This window comes from Paenibacillus sp. USHLN196, assembly GCF_037144955.1.
In the GTDB taxonomy this organism is placed as follows: domain Bacteria; phylum Bacillota; class Bacilli; order Paenibacillales; family Paenibacillaceae; genus Paenibacillus; species Paenibacillus xylanexedens_C.
On record NZ_JBBCYH010000005.1, the window covers coordinates 320065 to 336650 of the forward strand.

Below are 16586 nucleotides of genomic sequence, written 5' to 3' on the forward strand. Positions count from 1 at the left end.
CCTTAGGGTGCAATATAAAGTTACTACCTACGAATTAAGTTCAAACAAAGCCAAATTTACACTAGTCACTCCGAGTCCAGAATAACCCTTCGATCACTGTTATCCCCAGATTTTTTGATTCACTTTTCAATGTGAAAATCCGGGGATAAAGGCGAACGCTTCGCTTCTACAGGTTTATTTCTGTCCTCTTCGTTATCGTGTAATGACTACATGTTCAACTTAAACAAGGTCTAACTCCACAAAGTTGTGTAGTATTAAAATCAAATCCAAACAAAGTTAATACAGAATCAATACAAACCTAGACAGCTCATCACCGGCTTCATGAAAACGATACAACCGATGATGACGGCGAATACCGCAGCCAGCAGAACTGCACCAGCCGCGGTATCCTTCGCCGCTTTTGCCAGCGGATGGATATGGGGATGTGCCAAATCAACTGCAGCTTCTACAGCCGTGTTCATCAATTCAGTCACCAGGACCAAAAAGACTGCGGTCAGCACAAACATCCAATCCGTTCTTGAGATTCTGAAATAAAAGCCGGCTACACACATCAAAACAGCCACTCCCGTGTGAACTCTCACATTACGCTGAGTCCGCAACCCATATGCGATTCCTTCCGCAGCATTGCGGAATACCAGACCCCAGGAGCGCCTTTTCATTATCGTGTCAACCCGGCCTGGGCCAATACCGCTTCTTGTTTGCCCATCATTTCAGCCTCACTAGCTTCATCCTGATGGTCGTATCCGAGCAGGTGCAAGAAGCCATGAACAAACAGAAAACCAAGTTCACGTTCAAATGAATGTCCATACTCCTCACTTTGCAGGATGGTCCGTGGTACGGAAATGATGATGTCTCCAAGAACATCCGGCATTTCTTCCATTTCTTCATCTTCGTCCAGATCATAGATAATATCGAGCTCTTCATCCACCGTCTCGTTCATCGCAAAAGACAATACATCCGTTGGACGGTCAATGCCGCGATAATCACGGTTCAACTCATGAATCTGCTCATCGTTCACAAAAGTCAGAGCCACTTCCCCGTCTGCAACACCTTCTGCTTCTCCCGCAAGGTTCAGCAACTGTTCCAGCATTGCAATCATCGGTTCTGTAATTTCTTTATCCTGTTGTTCATTATTCCATGCCAGATTAAGACTCATTCTTTCATAACTCCTGTCTGCTCATATTAGAGGTTGTTCAAAAAGCCTTTCTAGCTTCATCCCATCTTCTCAGTACTGAAAACCGACCTTTTTGAACACGAACTATTATTAAATTAGCCTGCTTCGGGCGAAGTCGGCTTCGGTTTCTTAATCTCCTCCGGATATTCTATCCTGGAGTGGAAGATACCCATCACCGTTTCCTTCAATGTTCTGGCGACGATATCCAGTTCACGCATCGTAAGATCACAATCGTTGAACTGATGATCGTCCAATCGCCCTTTAATAATTTTCTCAATCATCGACTCCACCTGCTCCACTGTCGGTTTGCGCAAAGACCTCACAGCAGCCTCCACACTATCGGCAATGCCAACAATAGCAGATTCCTTGGACTGAGCCTTCGGCCCAGGGTAACGGAAATCCTCTTCCGTGAAATCAGGCTCAACGCCTGCTTCCTCTGCTTGGCGCAGTGCTTTGTGATAGAAATAGTGGAGAAATGTTGTGCCGTGATGCTGTTCCGCAATATCCCGAATAGGTCTTGGCAGTTTGTAATCCTTCTGCATTTCCACACCATCACGTGCATGGGCAACGATGATGGATTTGCTCAGTTTCGGATCGATCGAATCATGCGGATTCTCCATATTATTCTGATTTTCAATAAAATAAATGGGTCTCTTGGTCTTGCCAATATCATGATAATACGATCCCACTCGGCAGAGCAATCCGTTAGCTCCAATGGCCTCTGCCGCGGCTTCGGACAGATTACCTACCATAACGCTGTGATGATAAGTACCTGGTGTCTCCGTCAGCAACTTGCGGAGAAGCGGATGGTTCGGATTGGACAGTTCCACCAGTTTGAGCGCTGACAAGATGCCAAATGAAGTTTCGAAAAATGGCATCAGTCCAATGACCAGTATGGCAGTCAGCACGCCACCAGCAAATGCAAATCCTACGCCATACAGTGTCGTGGTTCGATTCCAATCGCCCGAGTCAATCAAAGCCAAGGTGAAGACGGCTATGGACCCGAACAGACAGACCATAATGGCCCCTTTCAGGATCGTTGATCGCTGGCTGGCCTTATGAGTTGCGAAGATCGCAACAAATGAAACCAATACAGCGAAGAAACCCAGTTCAAAGTCAAAAAGCTGACCCTGATGCGTGTTCAAAATAATGCTGGACAACATACCGATCAAAATCGAACATACAAAGGCAAGTGAGGTATCCAGCAGAAGTGCAATTAACATCGCCCCTACCGCAACAGGAGCAAGGAAACCTACATAAGACCTCTCATTGGTCTGGATAATCGCCGTCACATGCATAACCACAATCGTAATAATAAAAATGAGAACAAGCATCAACAGTTGCGCATTATTATATTTAAAGTGCGTTCCGCTGCCTTGCTGAATATACATCAGAATTGCTGCCGACAACAGGCAGGAAAACATAAGAAGTCCAAGCTGCGGCCAGTAGTTCACTTCATTTTTCAGCAAGTCATTCTCATCCAATAGCGTATACATTTCCGGGGTGATCATTTCACCCTTGGCAACTAATGTGTCCCCTTGCTTAATGAAGACCGTTTGTGTGTTCTCACGCGCCTGAACTTTCGCTTCTTTGGTTCCCTCTTCATCGTAGAAGCGGTTAGCGGTCACCACGAGGCGAGCAAGTTCTTGCACCACCTCACGTTGCGTACGCTTACTAAGCGAGCTCACACTCACCATCTCGGCTACTTTCGCACGCGCAGTGGTTGCATCGTTGATCTGATCGGTCATTAACCGGGCAACAATATCCCTCGCAACTGGTTTCATCTCTTGGATATCATCTGATGTCAGACGCGAGATTTTGATGTAAGTTTCTTCAGGAATACGATAACTTTGTTCCTGAACCACGTTTCTGATCTCTTCCAACAGAGTCTCGGAGTATGTACCGGCTTTCCGATTGTTATTGATATAGTTGGTTACAAAATCCTTCTGACGCTGCGGGATTTCATCCCGATAAATATCAATCTTGTCCTGACTTGAAATCTGATCATCCTGATTCAATCGATCTACACGATCAAGCAGGGTTGTCATCAAATTTTCGTTTCGCATCTGCACGATCTGAAATATCGGCTGTACCCGTTCAGCAGCTTCTTCCTGCGCTTTGAGTGTGGCCTTGTTATTTGGAATCTGCATGGGCGCAGCAATATCAACTTCGCTCCGTGTACCTTCCTGGATATCATATCGCTCGGGGAGCAGCTTGGAAGCCAGACTCACGTAGAAAAGAATCACCAGAAACAAAAACAGAAGATAGCGTGCCCACACGCTATACTTCCATCCTGTAGCCTTATTCTGAAAAGATTTGCCTTTTGACGGTTCCTTCGAGGTCACTTTAGACAATCCCTTTCTATGCTTGATTTTCTGCGGCGTGGTTGTAAGCCACGATAATTTTCTGGACAAGGGAATGCCGCACAACATCTTGCTCGGCAAAATACACAAATCCAATCTCGTTAACTTCGTTCAAGATCGTATTCGCTTCCACAAGCCCGGATTTCTTACCACGCGGTAAATCAATCTGTGTCACGTCTCCGGTGATGACCATTTTGGAGCCAAAACCAAGACGGGTCAGGAACATCTTCATCTGTTCCGGTGTTGTGTTCTGTGCTTCATCAAGAATGATGAAGGAGTCATCCAGCGTACGCCCCCGCATGTAGGCGAGTGGCGCGATTTCGATTAACCCTCGCTCCAGTGCCTTCGCGGTCTGTTCCTGTCCCATAACGTCATACAGGGCATCGTACAGCGGTCTCAAGTACGGGTCTACCTTCTCCTGCAGATCACCTGGCAAAAACCCAAGACTCTCTCCTGCTTCAACAGCAGGCCGTGTAAGCACAATGCGTTTGACGCTGCCTTCCTTGATTGCGGCAACAGCCAGTACAACAGCAAGGTAGGTTTTACCTGTACCAGCAGGACCAATGCCAAATACAATATCACGTTTTTTAATTGTAGTTACATAGTGCTTCTGCCCAATGGTTTTAACACGGATTGGTTTACCTCGGTATGTCGTCGTAATCTCACCCTTGAACAGGTCCAATAGCTGGTCTGCCCGCATATCCTTGGCAAGTTCAATCGCATACTTCACATCTCTCTCGGTTAACACATATCCATTGCGTATCAATTGCAGTAACACATCAAATAATTGTTCAAGCGATTCCACCTGCTGTGCATTGCCGAAAATCACAATCTCCGCTTCACGGGATGCAATCTGGGCAGGAATCTCGGATTCAATCAGTTTAAGAAAAGTATCTTGGGGTCCAAACAGAGATTGGCCCTCTCCCGCACTCTGGAGGGAGATTTGTATACTGCGTGTTTGCTCTGACAAATATCCTCATTCTCCTTGACTATGGACTAGCGGAAGTTCTTCCGCAATGCTTTCTTCTACTTCAAATAAGACTTTCATATAAACTTTACCATTCTCTTTCTTCTCATGCAAAATTTTTTCACTTATAATTTTCGTTCCTTTGCCATTTTTGGCAATAATATCGTTCCTTGCTCCTTCCAATCCTTTCGCTCTGGCCCACTCTATGGTCTGTTGTTCCTCATGTTCACGGGTCTCCACATCCTTCTCTGTCAACCAGCCCATGGGAAGTGTAAAGGATCTCCAGGTCAGTGGTTTATGATTACTCTCGGTATCAAAAGAAGTGAACGGAGTATTTCCGTATCCCCACAGCTGGATCGCCCATTTTCCCAGCACCATGTAAAAGCGCTCTTTGCTCTCACCGGTCATCGTGTTATGTTTTTGCACAAGCGGGACTTCTACCTGATACTCACGCCATACCAGACCACGAACTTCTCCTTTGGCAACGATAGTCTTGGTGTTCTCCTCATCTCCGAGAATACCTGAGATCAGTACCTGACCCTTTTTGACACGCATGTCCTTCTGAACGACAGGACGCCCCTGCTCCGCATAGATTTGAGTGACGACAGCATCTGCTTTGCTGATCAGATGTCTCGGGTTCAGTAACGGTTCGCGCTTCGGTTGTGCAGACTCCACGACTTGAATGGTAATGGTTGTCCCCTCTTTGCTCACCCCGATCCAGGTTACATCCGGCAGAGCAAGTGCAAGTTGCCTGGAGAGCTTGTCTTGGCTTTGCAAGCGGAACGCCCACTGGAAAGGGTATACCCCCTCTTTCTTCGCTGCTGCGAGCACTTCGTCCGTAGGAATGGTGACGTTACCCTTGACCTCCACATTCCATACCATAGACGACAACGCAAACAAAGCTGCCACAAAAAACAGCATTCCTCCGAGAAAAAACTTCCTTCGCAATAGTCGGGCTGCAAAAAAAGGAAAACCGCTGCGGTGGGTTACTTTCACTCTGCAGCCTGTCCGTTTCAACACAGGACGCAACCTGAAAAAATGCGGCAGCAGAATGTTCATCTCTGCCACGCGTCCATCGTGAGCACGCAGGTTCCACACTTCCAGTCCCTGCTCTGCCACCGTGTTGATCAATGCTTCAATGTCTCCCCCAGTGACCGTGATTCGGACTGCTCCCCGCAGTTTGTACAGACTGGGCTGCTTCATGCGTTCCCCTCCACTCCATTCATATGAATATCCAGAATCGTTCCTTCAACAGCTACTTCATCCGGTAAAATGTTGCGTATCACCAAGGCAGTTCCTTTGATCTCCAACTGGCCTTGTGAAAGAGCCAGCACGATACGATCCGGCGTGAAATGGATGACACCGCGATGATTCTCTATATACAGTTGCTTGCTGCCGATCAGGGTTAACCGTGGCATATCATAAAGCACATCCTGCGGCAGATCCAACACTTCACTGGTCCATCTGCGCAGCTTGCGGCTGATCCGGGTCATTCGAAGGTCTTCCCCCTTCCTCTACAGTTCAACTTATGCGCAGATTCATGAATTTATGAAAATTCCGGGTCGTGTTAGGGGCGAATGTTGAGAAAAAAGTAAAGAACACAGAAAAAGCCGTCTCCGGCGGCTTTCTGCACACCAGAGACGGCTCTATTTCTGTTCATTATGAAGACTTGGTTACAGTTTCCCTCTTGTACCAAACGGCTGTTTGGAACGAGGAGAACCCAGCACTTCTGCCCACAGGACACCTGTGCGAATATCTTCAGGTCGAAGTGGAGACACTTGTTCACCTGTGTCGGGTATATCCCAACTGGAATCAGACACAACAGGTTTATTTGCAGAAGAGAAGCGATTTAATCGCTCTTGAATCAATCGTTCCTGTCGTTCCAGGTCTTTCTTTTGTTGATCAAGTGTGCTTTCCATGCTGCTCAAAGAGTTCTCACTTCTGTAGTCACTTGCGGACGGAGAAGAAGGAGCAGGCTCCGAATATGGCTGACCATACTGATTCTCATATTGTTCGTCTTCGTACCGATCGTCATACTGTTCATCATAACGGGGATCAGTATGTCCGGAAGACTGCTGCGGAGATGAATTGTCTCTTGAGCGTTCTTCCCGATCTGAATCACCGCCGCCTCCAAACGTAGGCATCCCGTTGGCAGGACGCTTTTTGTTCGGATCAGCCGATTTGGCAGCTTTCCCCAAGAACGAGAAGAGCGCAAAACCGACTACAGCCACAATGTACAGATTATCAAAAATCCATTCAAATAGGCCCATATGCACTCACCGCCTATCTTCCGTTTTTGGAATCACCCTGATCGTTGGAACTCGAACCTTCAACAGGTTTTCCCAATGAATTGCGCATTTGAGTATCTGCTTCAATATTTTTGAGATTCATGTAGTCCATAACTCCAATTTTCCCACTACGCAAAGCCTCTGCCATTGCAAGTGGTACTGCTGATTCTGACTCAACAACACGCGCTCTCATTTCCACAACGCGCGCTTTCATCTCTTGTTCTTGGGCTACAGCCATCGCACGACGCTCTTCTGCTTTCGCCTGAGCAATTCGCTTATCAGCTTCTGCCTGCTCGGTTTGCAGGAAAGCACCAATATTTTTACCGATATCCACGTCCGCAATATCAATGGACAGGATCTCAAAGGCAGTTCCAGAATCCAGTCCTTTGGACAAGACTGTACGAGAGATCAGATCGGGATTTTCCAACACCACTTTATGCGTTTCTGCTGAACCGTTGGTACTTACGATACCTTCACCGACACGGGCGATGATTGTTTCTTCACCAGCACCACCAACGAGTCTATCAATATTTGCACGAACTGTAATTCTTGCTCGAACATTAACTTCAATACCATCTTTTGCCACCGCAGATACAACAGGCGTTTCGATAACACGCGGGTTAACACTCATTTGAACCGCCTGCAACACGTCACGACCAGCAAGGTCAATCGCAGCAGCACGTTCAAATTCGAGTGGAATATTTGCACGCTGGGCAGCGATCAGGGCGTTAACCACACGGTCAACGTTACCACCGGCCAGAAAGTGACTTTCCAGTTGGTTCATCGACAATTGAATACCTGCTTTGGTTGCTTTAATCATAGGATTTACAATTCGACTAGGTGTTACACGTCTAAGTCTCATCGCGACCAGGGTAATAATACTAACACGCACACCGGATGCAATTGCCGATATCCAGAGCATTACTGGGAAAAAGCTGAAAAATACGCTCAATACGATAATACCTACTACCGCAATGAGCAAAATCGTGATCATAGATGTGTCCATGTGATAATTCCTCCATTTGTTTTTTGAATTTGATGAATACAACCGAGCAGATCTTATGAATTACTGCTCGTTTGAAGAATGCACCACATCGCTGACAGTTTAAGCTAAGTGGTTATGTACATTGTCGAAGCGTTAATCCGCTTCGACAACAGAGCGAGTTACACCGGCAGAGCTTGCTGAACTACAATCCGAGTACCTTCCGCTTTGATCACAATAATCGGTGTATCGATGGGAATAAAGTCTCCGTCGGTCACAACGTCAATTCGTTCCCCTTCAAACATCGCTGTTCCAGAAGGTCGAAGCGGTGTGAGACTGATGCCTTGCAGTCCAATCAACTCTTTACGTTCGGTCGCAGATGAGTATCCACGTTCCGCAGACAAACTGTCACTCAGTATGAATCGATTCCATATCCCTCGATCTTTAAACAATACTGCGATAATCGCAATGACTACCAATGCTGCTCCAAAAGCGATACCCAAAGAAACGAATGCATCACTCGTATCATAAGCAGCCCTCACAACACCGGCAACAAGCGCAATTGATCCCAGAATACCCAAAATACCCATGCTTGGTATGAACATCTCCAGAATCATCAAGATGAGTCCGACAGTGAACAATACCCACGTCTCTGCTCCTGCAAAACCGGCAACGTAATTTCCTGAGAAATACAGGACAAAACACACAATACCGACAATACCAGGTACTCCAAACCCAGGAACGATCAGTTCAATGGCCACACCTGCGATTCCGAGGAACAACAATATGGTCATAACAACAGGATTGGTAAGAAAGGATGAGATATTCTCTGCTGTCGTCCGTTCTACCTTGAATACATCATCCTGACTGTAACCGAGCCAGGTTGCCGCTTCTTCCGGTGTGTTGCTGATGTGGTCGGCATAACCGACTTTCAGCGCTTCTTCAGCCGAGAGAGCAATAATTTCACCTTTTTGCTTGGTTTTATTAATCTCCGGCATTTCCACAACCATGTTAACCTCCGTCATTCCAGCTGCGATCTTGCCATCACGGCCACTAATTTCAGCCGCTCCCTGCATTTTACTTTTCCAGAACGCAACAAGCTTCGGATCATCAACATGTTTGCCCGAACTGTCCACCATTGCTGCCGCACCGATCATACTGCCTGGTGACATTACGATCTTATCTGCATTCAGGGCCAGAAAACTTCCGGCTGAAGCAGCATCTCCACGAACAAATGCAATAGTTTCTATCGGACTGTCCTTAATCAGGGTACCCAACGCTTCCGCAGTGTCGACACGGCCTCCCGGCGTATTGATATCAAGAACGATCAGGCCAGCATTCATCTTCTCTGCTTCCTTGAAGCCGCGTTCCATGAACTTGCCAAGTCCCTGCTCGATTGGTTTGTCAACCGGAATAATATATACGGCGCCACTCTTCTCAGCTGCATGCGCTGACGGTGATCCAATCCAGACAGGAAGCAACAGCGTCAGCAGCATTAAGAGCATCAATGGCCCCATAAGCTTCTTCCGGCGCTTTCCCTTCACAATAGTCCCCCCTTTTCCATTAATGTTATACTGTCCAGCTTATGGTATTTATTACGTACAATGCAACATTTCGTTTCAAAATCTTAAAATTATATTTGAAAACTGGAGCAATTGCAAGAATTTAAAACCATAATTCTATATATTAACCATTTAAAAGAAATAATTGCTATCAGAAGGACATCATGCGTTCATGAAAATGGAAAAAACACCTCCTGACAGGTCAGAAGGTGTTTATTAGTTTGCTTTATTGCAGAAATTGTTGAACTGCTTGATTTACCAGTTTGCCGTCCGCTTTGCCTTTAACTTTCGGCATAAGGGCCGCCATGACTTTCCCCATCTCGGCTTTCGAAGAAGCACCGGTTTCCTGGATGGTCTGCTGTACAATAACTTTAATTTCTTCTTCGGAAAGCTGTGCGGGAAGGTACTGGATGAGTACTTCAATTTCCGCTTTTGCATTTGCCGCGAGGTCTTCACGGCCCGCTTTGTCAAATTCTTGGAGGGCATCTTTGCGCTGTTTGATTTCACGACTCAGGATATCAAGCACTTCGTTGTCATCCAAATCTCTTTTCAAATCTATTTCAAGATTCTTGATCGTCGAACGAATCAACCGAATGTTGGAGAGTCTGAACTTGTCCTTACTCTTCATCGCTTGCTTCATATCTTCGTTCAATCGTTCGCTAAGATTCATGTAGTTAAAATCCTCCTAAAACTTTCTCTTACGAGCAGCCTCGGACTTTTTCTTGCGCTTTACGCTTGGCTTCTCATAATGCTTACGTTTCTTCACCTCAGCCAATACGCCATCTTTAGCGATGGAGCGTTTAAAACGACGAAGTGCAGCATCAATAGTCTCGTTTTTGCGAACTTTAGTTTCAGACACCAGTTTTCCCTCCCTCCGACCAGACCGTCCAAGAGCAATAACACGGTTCATCATCTTTCATTATAGGCGAAAGGTAATAAAGGTGTCAACCTCAATGTAATGATCACTTATTTGAATCAATTTCATAACTCATTAAAAATAGATTTTGTACCCTGATTAAAGCAGCTAAAGGTATTATGAAATTGATTCATTTATATGAGCGTTAAGTCACATATTCATGGATTTAATACATATGTCTAAATCCTCGATATTAGTACACATTAGCTCGTTTATTTGTGAGAATCAGACAAACTTGTCAGTACACCAAGTCTGGTACCGCCAAGCAAATGGTAATGCAGATGGTGGACAGTTTGCTCTCCATCCTTACCACAGTTGTTGATCAGGCGATATCCTGTTTCGTGCACGCCAAGACGTTTGGCCGCTTCTTGAGCAGCCAGATGAATCTCACCGATAAAAGGCAGATCTTCTGCGGTCACTTCATTCATGGAAGCAATATGTTTCTTCGGAATGACGAGAACATGTGTAGGCGCAGCGGGCTGGATGTCATGAAAAACGATAACATGGTCATTCTCCAGTACTTTATTGGAGGGGATGCTGCCCTCTACAATTTTGCAAAATAAGCAATCCATAGTTCATACCCTCCTTTTGTTTTGAAAATTATGTATTCCTGTACATCATAACCGAAGTAAAAAGTGTAGTCCAATTTTCTTGACTACGGGTGAACATCTTTTTCGCTACAGGTGTCAGCATGTTAAAGACTTTTCTTTCCATACTATTCAAGTGAACTTACCCATTAGGAATAAATAACAGATATTGTATAAAAGCAAAAAACCTTTCTGCATCTCAGTGAGTTCCATTCTTGCACGTGGAGATGAGAAAGGTTCTATGCTTGATCCATCCTTTAATAATTTTTTTATTCAGTTGAAGCCAATGTCACTCCATATAAGCAACTGATCCGATTACGCCAGTGCATGGTTCAATAATAAGGCAGCAACGTTAATGCAGTGAGTGCAAATAACGGGAGCACGAGTCGGTTAAAACGTCTGCGGCCGTAACCATAATAAGGATAAGGCGTAGGGTACCCGTATCCTGGATAGAATCCGCGGGTATGACCTATAGGATAATTCGCACCCGGCATTGCATTTGGAGCCCAGTTCGCATGATGTGCGACAGCTTCAGGCCCAACTGGAACAGCAAGATAAATCATTTCATCATCCACGTTTTCCATAATGCCATCATATTGCATGCCGTCATTCATCTGCACACATACATATCGGTGCATGTGTTCCTTGCATATTTTCTTCGCTTCCACCTTTTCCACTTGCCAACGCCTCCCTGAATCTGCTCTTGATCACCTTTTCATGGTATTCAGATCTGGGCGAATTGACACAACGTTGAAAATACAAAAAAAGAAGCACCCCGTAGCGGCTTCCTTGGAAGGCTGCTGCGCGGACATCTATTCAGGAAGCGTCCTGATCAGATGTCCGCCGGGGTACTTAAAATAAAGTTTGTCGGCTTAACTGTAGTATAACAGCGGGATGAACCTGTATCTGTGATGTAACTCACTACGCTAAGTTATAAAAGCAAGAAAAGAAATATTTTTACAATAACATTCGATTCATCAAAAATGAAAGTCATTCTGACGACAGGTCTAGTCTCTAAATAAACTTAAGTCCAGCGCCATATTCTTCGACCATCTCGCAAAATCTTGGATCATGAGCCCGGCACATATAACAGATTATACATCTTGCTCTCTACAGGGTCTCCAAGACCACCCGCGAACCGCCTCCGCCTTCACCTGCCGGGATCACCACAAGCTTACGCGGCAAGCGTGCGCGCAGTTCAGGAACGTGACTGATTACACCGACAGCCAATCGGTCGTCATGCAGTTTTTCCAAAGACGTGATAACGGTATCTAATAGCTCCGGGTCAAGTGTACCGAACCCTTCATCCAGGAAGAAGAATTGAAGTGGGTACTGGCCTCGCAGCTGAATCTGGGCTGACAGTGCCAACGCCAATGACAATGAGGTCAAGAACGTCTCGCCACCTGACAACGTTGATACTGGTCGTTTGACTCCCCCATTGGCATCATCACAGATTACAAAACCACCACCGGAGTCCACCTCCAGTGAATAGCGTTGTTTGGTCAGGAAACGCAGACGCTGAGAAGCCGCATGACTAACCTGCATCAGTTGCTCTTCGGCAATATACTCGACAAAAGCATTGCCTCTGAACGCGGATTGAAGTTTGCTGAGCAGTTCGCCTTGACGGCTTACCTCCACCCGCTTGTTCTCCAGTTCGGTCCAGCGAACATGTCGCTGCTCTACATCCTCGAGATCACGTTCTGCCCGTGCTTTGGCACGAAGAGCCGCCTCATCCTCAGTCCGGACTTGCTGCAAACGTTCAGTACAGGCGAACCACTGTTCATTCGATACATTAGCACCACCCAACTTCTGTTCCAGTTCGCGCAATTGGGATGCCAGTTCACGCTCACGTTCACGGTGCTGCTGGATCTCTCCTGCCAGTCGTTCCGCCTCCTGGGATGGAATCGCCGCGGACACGACAGCATCGTCCGAGTCAAACGGAGATTGTTCCAGCAATTGCTGCCACCGTTCCTGTGCCTGTTGCAGATGTTCTGCGGCCGAGACGGCGGCTTGCTGTGCCATGACATCTTTCTTGGCTGACTCCTGCTTCAGCGTGTCCGCTTCTTTGAAGCGTTGTGCCGACTCCGCAGCTGCTTTTCGCAGTCCATCCAGACGAACCTGAGCCGAAGTAATCAGATCTTCTACCCGCTGCTCCCCAACCCACTGACGCAAGCGTTCTTCCTTCTCGGCCAGTTGTTTGCTGTTGCCCTGCCATTCCGTTTGCCACTGAATCAGTTGTTTATCCAATTCAACCAGCTTCTGTTGGAGAGATTGAATGATCTGGTCTTTTTCCTCAAGGAACGTCACGCTTTTGTTCAGACGTTCCTTGATGTCCTCGGCGCGCGCATCGCGCTCCTGCATCGCCTGATAGAGGGCCTTGGCCTCCTCCTGAGCGATGCCCGGCAGTTCCGTGGCCCAGCGGCCCTGCAAGGCAGCCACTGCGGCCTCGCTCTCGGCCAACTTGCGCTCCGCCTGGGCAAGACCGGCACGGCCGGCCTCCTGCGCAGCTGCCGCTTCCATGCGGCGCTGCTGGGCGCCTACAGCCGCCTGCTGCAACGCGGCGGCTTCCGCCTGCAATGGCGCTGCTGCGCCAGCCAGCGCCTGCGCGGCTTCGCGCAGCGCAGCGGCACGCGATGCCCAGGCTGCCGGGGAGCGCCCGTGTTCGGGCGACCCGGCGGGCTCGGGCTCCGCTGCCGCAGGCGCGGCCTCGACTGCGGCCGGAGCTTCGCCGGCCGCAGCGCCAAGCTGCGTCAGCAGACTGCGACGTTCGTGCAGCTGCTGGCGCAGCCCAAAGCGCAGCTCCTGCAGCTCCGCATGCAGGCTGCGCAGCAGTTCCAGGTCCGCATCGCCTGCGTGCGGACCTTCTCCCGGCGGCGCAGCCGGGAGCGGGTGATGCGGCGAGCCGCACACCGGGCATGGCTCGCCGTCGTGCAATTCGGCGCGCAAAGCGGAGGACAGCCGGTGCAGCTCCTGCTCTCGCATCGTGCCACGCAGCTGTTCCTCCGCAAGGGCCAGCAGGCTCTGTTCGCGGCTAATGTCCTGCTCACAAGCAAGCAAGGCCTCAAGACCTGCTGACGCCTGTTCTACCAGATGCATACGCTGATCACTCAGGCGTCTTTCTTCCTCAGCCGCCGCTTTCAGCTTGTCGGCTCCCTGTTCTGCTGACTGCTTGTAGGCTTGCATGTCAGCCTTGTTTTGCTGCAACTGCTCCGCGGCAGTATCCACACGATGCTTCAGCTCAAGCGCAGCCTGAAGCTGCCTGCGTTCCTCTGACTTCACTTCATTCGGCTTGAGGCTCTCCTGTAGTTCCTCACGCCGTTTGCGCCCGCGCTGCTGCAATTCCTTTTCTTTCTCAAGCTGCTGTCCCAACGCACTCTGTTCGCCCTGTCCCTGTTCCAGAAGTTGCATGAGGCGCGAGCAATCCACTTGAAGACCGTCCCGTTCCCTTTGCAGCTCTTTCGCTTGTTCAAGCTGCTCCAGGCGCAACAGCAGTTTCGGTTCTTCCTCAGCCATTTGCGTACGTGCGATCTCGGCCTTCTCTGCTTGCTGAACGGACAGACGCTCATGTTCCAATGCTTGCTGTTGAGCTGTCTCTGCGATAGCCTGCCGTTGCTTCTGCATAGCCATAGCATCTCGAACCGTCTGCAACGCAGGCAGTATTGCATCTGCTGCTACAGATTGTTTCAGCCGTTGTTCGCCTGCCTCAATCTGTGGTTCCAGTGCTTTCAGCTTCTGCTGTTCATCTGTACGGGCCTGCCGTTCGTTACTTAACTCACGTATTTTACCCAGTTGTTCGGCTTCCTTCGCCGCTTCATCCAGCGCTTTGCGAGACAATTCAGACTGTTGCACTGCGATTTGAAGAAGACGTTTGGTCTCTTCCAGTGTCTCCTTGCTGGCATTGCCAAGTCCCTGTTGCTCGGCAGCAAGAGATTGGTGAACCATATCATTATCCTTGACCCGCCGACTTAATTTGATGGCTAGCTGATCCCCATACTTCTCCAAATGGAATAAGCGTTGCAGCATCTGGCGACGTTCACTGCCTTTGAGTGACAAAAACTCGGCAAACTTTCCTTGCGGAAGCACCACTGCACGTGTAAAATCATCCATCTTCAAACCGATCACATCTTCAACGCAGCGATTAACATCTGCCAATTTGTCGGCAAGTACCTGTTCTTCGCCATTAACCGTCTCTATGAATTTACTGATCGTGTTACTCACCGACACTTCATTAGTTCGTTTGAACCGTCGCTCTACGCGAAACCTTCGAGTGCCTTCCGCAGACATCAGTTCGAATGTAAAAGCAACAGACAATGAATCTTCTGCATGATTCATAATGCCCTGCGTGCCGTTCACCGCACGTTCCACTTTTCCGTACATGGCGAGTGTGATTGCATCGAGCAAGGAAGATTTACCGCTGCCTGTTGGACCGAATATACCGAATAGCCCCGTTTCCGTCAGCACGGTAAAATCAATCTCCTGCATCTCCCGATAGCTTTGCAGTCCGGCAACTTTTAATAGAATCGGCTTCATCTTTCCTCAACCTCCTCACGCACACCCGGCTCATCTTCATCGACAAGTTCCAGGAAAAGCTGTACCAGGCTGTCTTCCGGTTGTGCGCCACCCGTCTGACGCTGATAGAATTTACGGAACAGTTCGTGGACCGGCAGTTCGGATCGTTGCTCCAAAAGTCCTGCTGCAGCCATCTCGGGATACACGGGGCGTATGTGAATGATACCCTCATGTGATTTTCGCAGCTGCTGAATCTCCTTCAAAGACATCGCCTCGTCCAACCACACTTCCATGTCGATAAAAGCCTGCGGATCACGTCCCTCGTCCAGCCAACGGTATACTTCCGCCAGACCACCACGCGCCTGCCAACGAACGAGCGGACGCCCGGACGTTAACAAGACTTCCTCTACCTGTGCAGCTCCGCCTGGTGCAAGATCAACCATCGTGACAGACTTGCTCTGCCCCGCTTCCGAGAAGCTGTAGGCCAGCGGAGAGCCACTATATCGAATCAGACCGTCTCCCTTGACAGCCTGTGCACGATGAAGATGCCCGAGTGCCGTGTATTGCGCACCAGTCGATAAAGACGAAGGGTCCACCGTGTAAGCCCCACCGATCTGAATCGGACGTTCCGAATCACTCTCAAGTCCGCCAAGCACATAGATATGGCTCATGGCCAAGTTCACAGTATCCGGGCGAAAAGAAGCTGCCAGACGCTGCATTAACATGCCCACCCGGTGGCTATATGCCTGACGAAGCACATTTTCATCCCCATCCGTTGTCAGCAATTCATTCAATCTGGCTTCAGAAGGATAAGGTAATGCCGCAATCTGTGCAGTCTCTCCGGTCCGCTGTGCATGGATGGTTACGGCTTCTGAAGTAGGCATGCCTACGAGTGTAATACCCTGTCTGTTTACAAGCGGAGTCACAGAAGCCACCCGCTCTGGCTGATCATGATTTCCTGCAATCACCACGAGGGGTCTTCCATGCTCCGTCAGACGCGCTGCCGCTTCATAAAAAAGTTGTTCCGCCGCTGCGGGAGGATTGACGGAATCATACACATCTCCGGCCATCAATATGGCATCCGCCTGCTGCTCATCAGCCAGCCTGACGAGTTCATCAACGAACTCTTCCTGTTCACGCAGTCGACTTCGTCCTTCCAGCGTTTTTCCCAAATGCCAATCTCCTGTATGCAAAATACGCATCGTCCGTACCACCCCTCTCCCATGTGAGATCCATGG

Annotated in this window: 15 protein-coding genes; all 15 read right to left on the reverse strand. The window is 48.5% G+C overall.

From position 1 onward, the window contains the following. Window positions 1-287: 287 nt before the first annotated feature. Window positions 288-659 (reverse strand): diacylglycerol kinase family protein, encoded by a 372-nt coding sequence (locus tag WFI24_RS14940; protein WP_336761940.1) that lies wholly within the window; start codon window positions 657-659, stop codon window positions 288-290. Further along, window positions 659-1156: an rRNA maturation RNase YbeY gene (gene ybeY / locus WFI24_RS14945; protein ID WP_336761942.1), complete on the reverse strand. Its 498-nt coding sequence runs from the start codon at window positions 1154-1156 to the stop codon at window positions 659-661. Before ybeY ends, WFI24_RS14940 begins: the two co-directional genes overlap by 1 nt. Window positions 1157-1269: 113 nt before the next feature. Then, window positions 1270-3519 (reverse strand): HD family phosphohydrolase, encoded by a 2250-nt coding sequence (locus WFI24_RS14950; protein ID WP_145323253.1) that lies wholly within the window; start codon window positions 3517-3519, stop codon window positions 1270-1272. A gap of 16 nt (window positions 3520-3535) precedes the next feature. Then, complete coding sequence (locus tag WFI24_RS14955) at window positions 3536-4507, reverse strand: PhoH family protein (protein ID WP_017687243.1); 972 nt, start codon at window positions 4505-4507, stop codon at window positions 3536-3538. Between the two features lie 6 nt (window positions 4508-4513). Beyond that, the gene (yqfD, locus tag WFI24_RS14960; RefSeq protein WP_336761945.1) at window positions 4514-5707 is read right to left on the reverse strand and encodes a sporulation protein YqfD; all 1194 of its coding nucleotides are present in this window, start codon (window positions 5705-5707) and stop codon (window positions 4514-4516) included. After that, window positions 5704-5997 carry a sporulation protein YqfC gene (yqfC, locus tag WFI24_RS14965; protein WP_145323259.1) on the reverse strand — a complete coding sequence of 98 codons (294 nt, stop codon included), beginning with the start codon at window positions 5995-5997 and terminating at the stop codon, window positions 5704-5706. Before yqfC ends, yqfD begins: the two co-directional genes overlap by 4 nt. Window positions 5998-6177: 180 nt before the next feature. After that, window positions 6178-6774 (reverse strand): hypothetical protein, encoded by a 597-nt coding sequence (locus WFI24_RS14970; RefSeq protein WP_336761947.1) that lies wholly within the window; start codon window positions 6772-6774, stop codon window positions 6178-6180. A 13-nt stretch (window positions 6775-6787) separates the two neighbouring features. Next, the gene (gene floA, locus WFI24_RS14975) at window positions 6788-7798 is read right to left on the reverse strand and encodes a flotillin-like protein FloA (protein WP_336761949.1); all 1011 of its coding nucleotides are present in this window, start codon (window positions 7796-7798) and stop codon (window positions 6788-6790) included. 158 nt (window positions 7799-7956) lie between these two features. Then, window positions 7957-9291 (reverse strand): NfeD family protein, encoded by a 1335-nt coding sequence (locus WFI24_RS14980; RefSeq protein WP_336762254.1) that lies wholly within the window; start codon window positions 9289-9291, stop codon window positions 7957-7959. 271 nt (window positions 9292-9562) lie between these two features. Then, window positions 9563-10006 carry a GatB/YqeY domain-containing protein gene (locus WFI24_RS14985; protein ID WP_062835503.1) on the reverse strand — a complete coding sequence of 148 codons (444 nt, stop codon included), beginning with the start codon at window positions 10004-10006 and terminating at the stop codon, window positions 9563-9565. A 15-nt stretch (window positions 10007-10021) separates the two neighbouring features. Beyond that, window positions 10022-10195 carry a 30S ribosomal protein S21 gene (gene rpsU, locus WFI24_RS14990; protein ID WP_005547957.1) on the reverse strand — a complete coding sequence of 58 codons (174 nt, stop codon included), beginning with the start codon at window positions 10193-10195 and terminating at the stop codon, window positions 10022-10024. Window positions 10196-10464: 269 nt separating this feature from the next. Then, window positions 10465-10824, reverse strand: a complete 360-nt coding sequence (locus WFI24_RS14995) for a histidine triad nucleotide-binding protein (protein WP_336761953.1) — start codon at window positions 10822-10824, stop codon at window positions 10465-10467. 347 nt (window positions 10825-11171) lie between these two features. Continuing rightward, on the reverse strand, window positions 11172-11516 hold the full coding sequence (locus tag WFI24_RS15000) for a hypothetical protein (RefSeq protein ID WP_336761955.1): 345 nt from the start codon (window positions 11514-11516) through the stop codon (window positions 11172-11174). A gap of 433 nt (window positions 11517-11949) precedes the next feature. Further along, on the reverse strand, window positions 11950-15369 hold the full coding sequence (locus WFI24_RS15005; RefSeq protein ID WP_336761957.1) for an SMC family ATPase: 3420 nt from the start codon (window positions 15367-15369) through the stop codon (window positions 11950-11952). Continuing rightward, window positions 15366-16550: an exonuclease SbcCD subunit D gene (locus WFI24_RS15010; RefSeq protein ID WP_336761958.1), complete on the reverse strand. Its 1185-nt coding sequence runs from the start codon at window positions 16548-16550 to the stop codon at window positions 15366-15368. Before WFI24_RS15010 ends, WFI24_RS15005 begins: the two co-directional genes overlap by 4 nt. Window positions 16551-16586: the final 36 nt, after the last annotated feature.

What these genes read in the sequence shown, in the direction of transcription:
- WFI24_RS14940 (WP_336761940.1), bottom strand. Translation starts at nt 659, where the DNA reads ATGAAAAGGCGCTCCTGGGGTCTGGTATTCCGCAATGCTGCGGAAGGA.
- WFI24_RS15005 (WP_336761957.1), bottom strand. Translation starts at nt 15,369, where the DNA reads ATGAAGCCGATTCTATTAAAAGTTGCCGGACTGCAAAGCTATCGGGAG.
- WFI24_RS14985 (WP_062835503.1), bottom strand. Translation starts at nt 10,006, where the DNA reads ATGAATCTTAGCGAACGATTGAACGAAGATATGAAGCAAGCGATGAAG.
- WFI24_RS15010 (WP_336761958.1), bottom strand. Translation starts at nt 16,550, where the DNA reads ATGCGTATTTTGCATACAGGAGATTGGCATTTGGGAAAAACGCTGGAA.
- yqfD (WP_336761945.1), bottom strand. Translation starts at nt 5,707, where the DNA reads ATGAAGCAGCCCAGTCTGTACAAACTGCGGGGAGCAGTCCGAATCACG.
- floA (WP_336761949.1), bottom strand. Translation starts at nt 7,798, where the DNA reads ATGGACACATCTATGATCACGATTTTGCTCATTGCGGTAGTAGGTATT.
- ybeY (WP_336761942.1), bottom strand. Translation starts at nt 1,156, where the DNA reads ATGAGTCTTAATCTGGCATGGAATAATGAACAACAGGATAAAGAAATT.
- WFI24_RS14995 (WP_336761953.1), bottom strand. Translation starts at nt 10,824, where the DNA reads ATGGATTGCTTATTTTGCAAAATTGTAGAGGGCAGCATCCCCTCCAAT.
- WFI24_RS14980 (WP_336762254.1), bottom strand. Translation starts at nt 9,291, where the DNA reads ATGGGGCCATTGATGCTCTTAATGCTGCTGACGCTGTTGCTTCCTGTC.
- WFI24_RS14970 (WP_336761947.1), bottom strand. Translation starts at nt 6,774, where the DNA reads ATGGGCCTATTTGAATGGATTTTTGATAATCTGTACATTGTGGCTGTA.
- yqfC (WP_145323259.1), bottom strand. Translation starts at nt 5,997, where the DNA reads ATGACCCGGATCAGCCGCAAGCTGCGCAGATGGACCAGTGAAGTGTTG.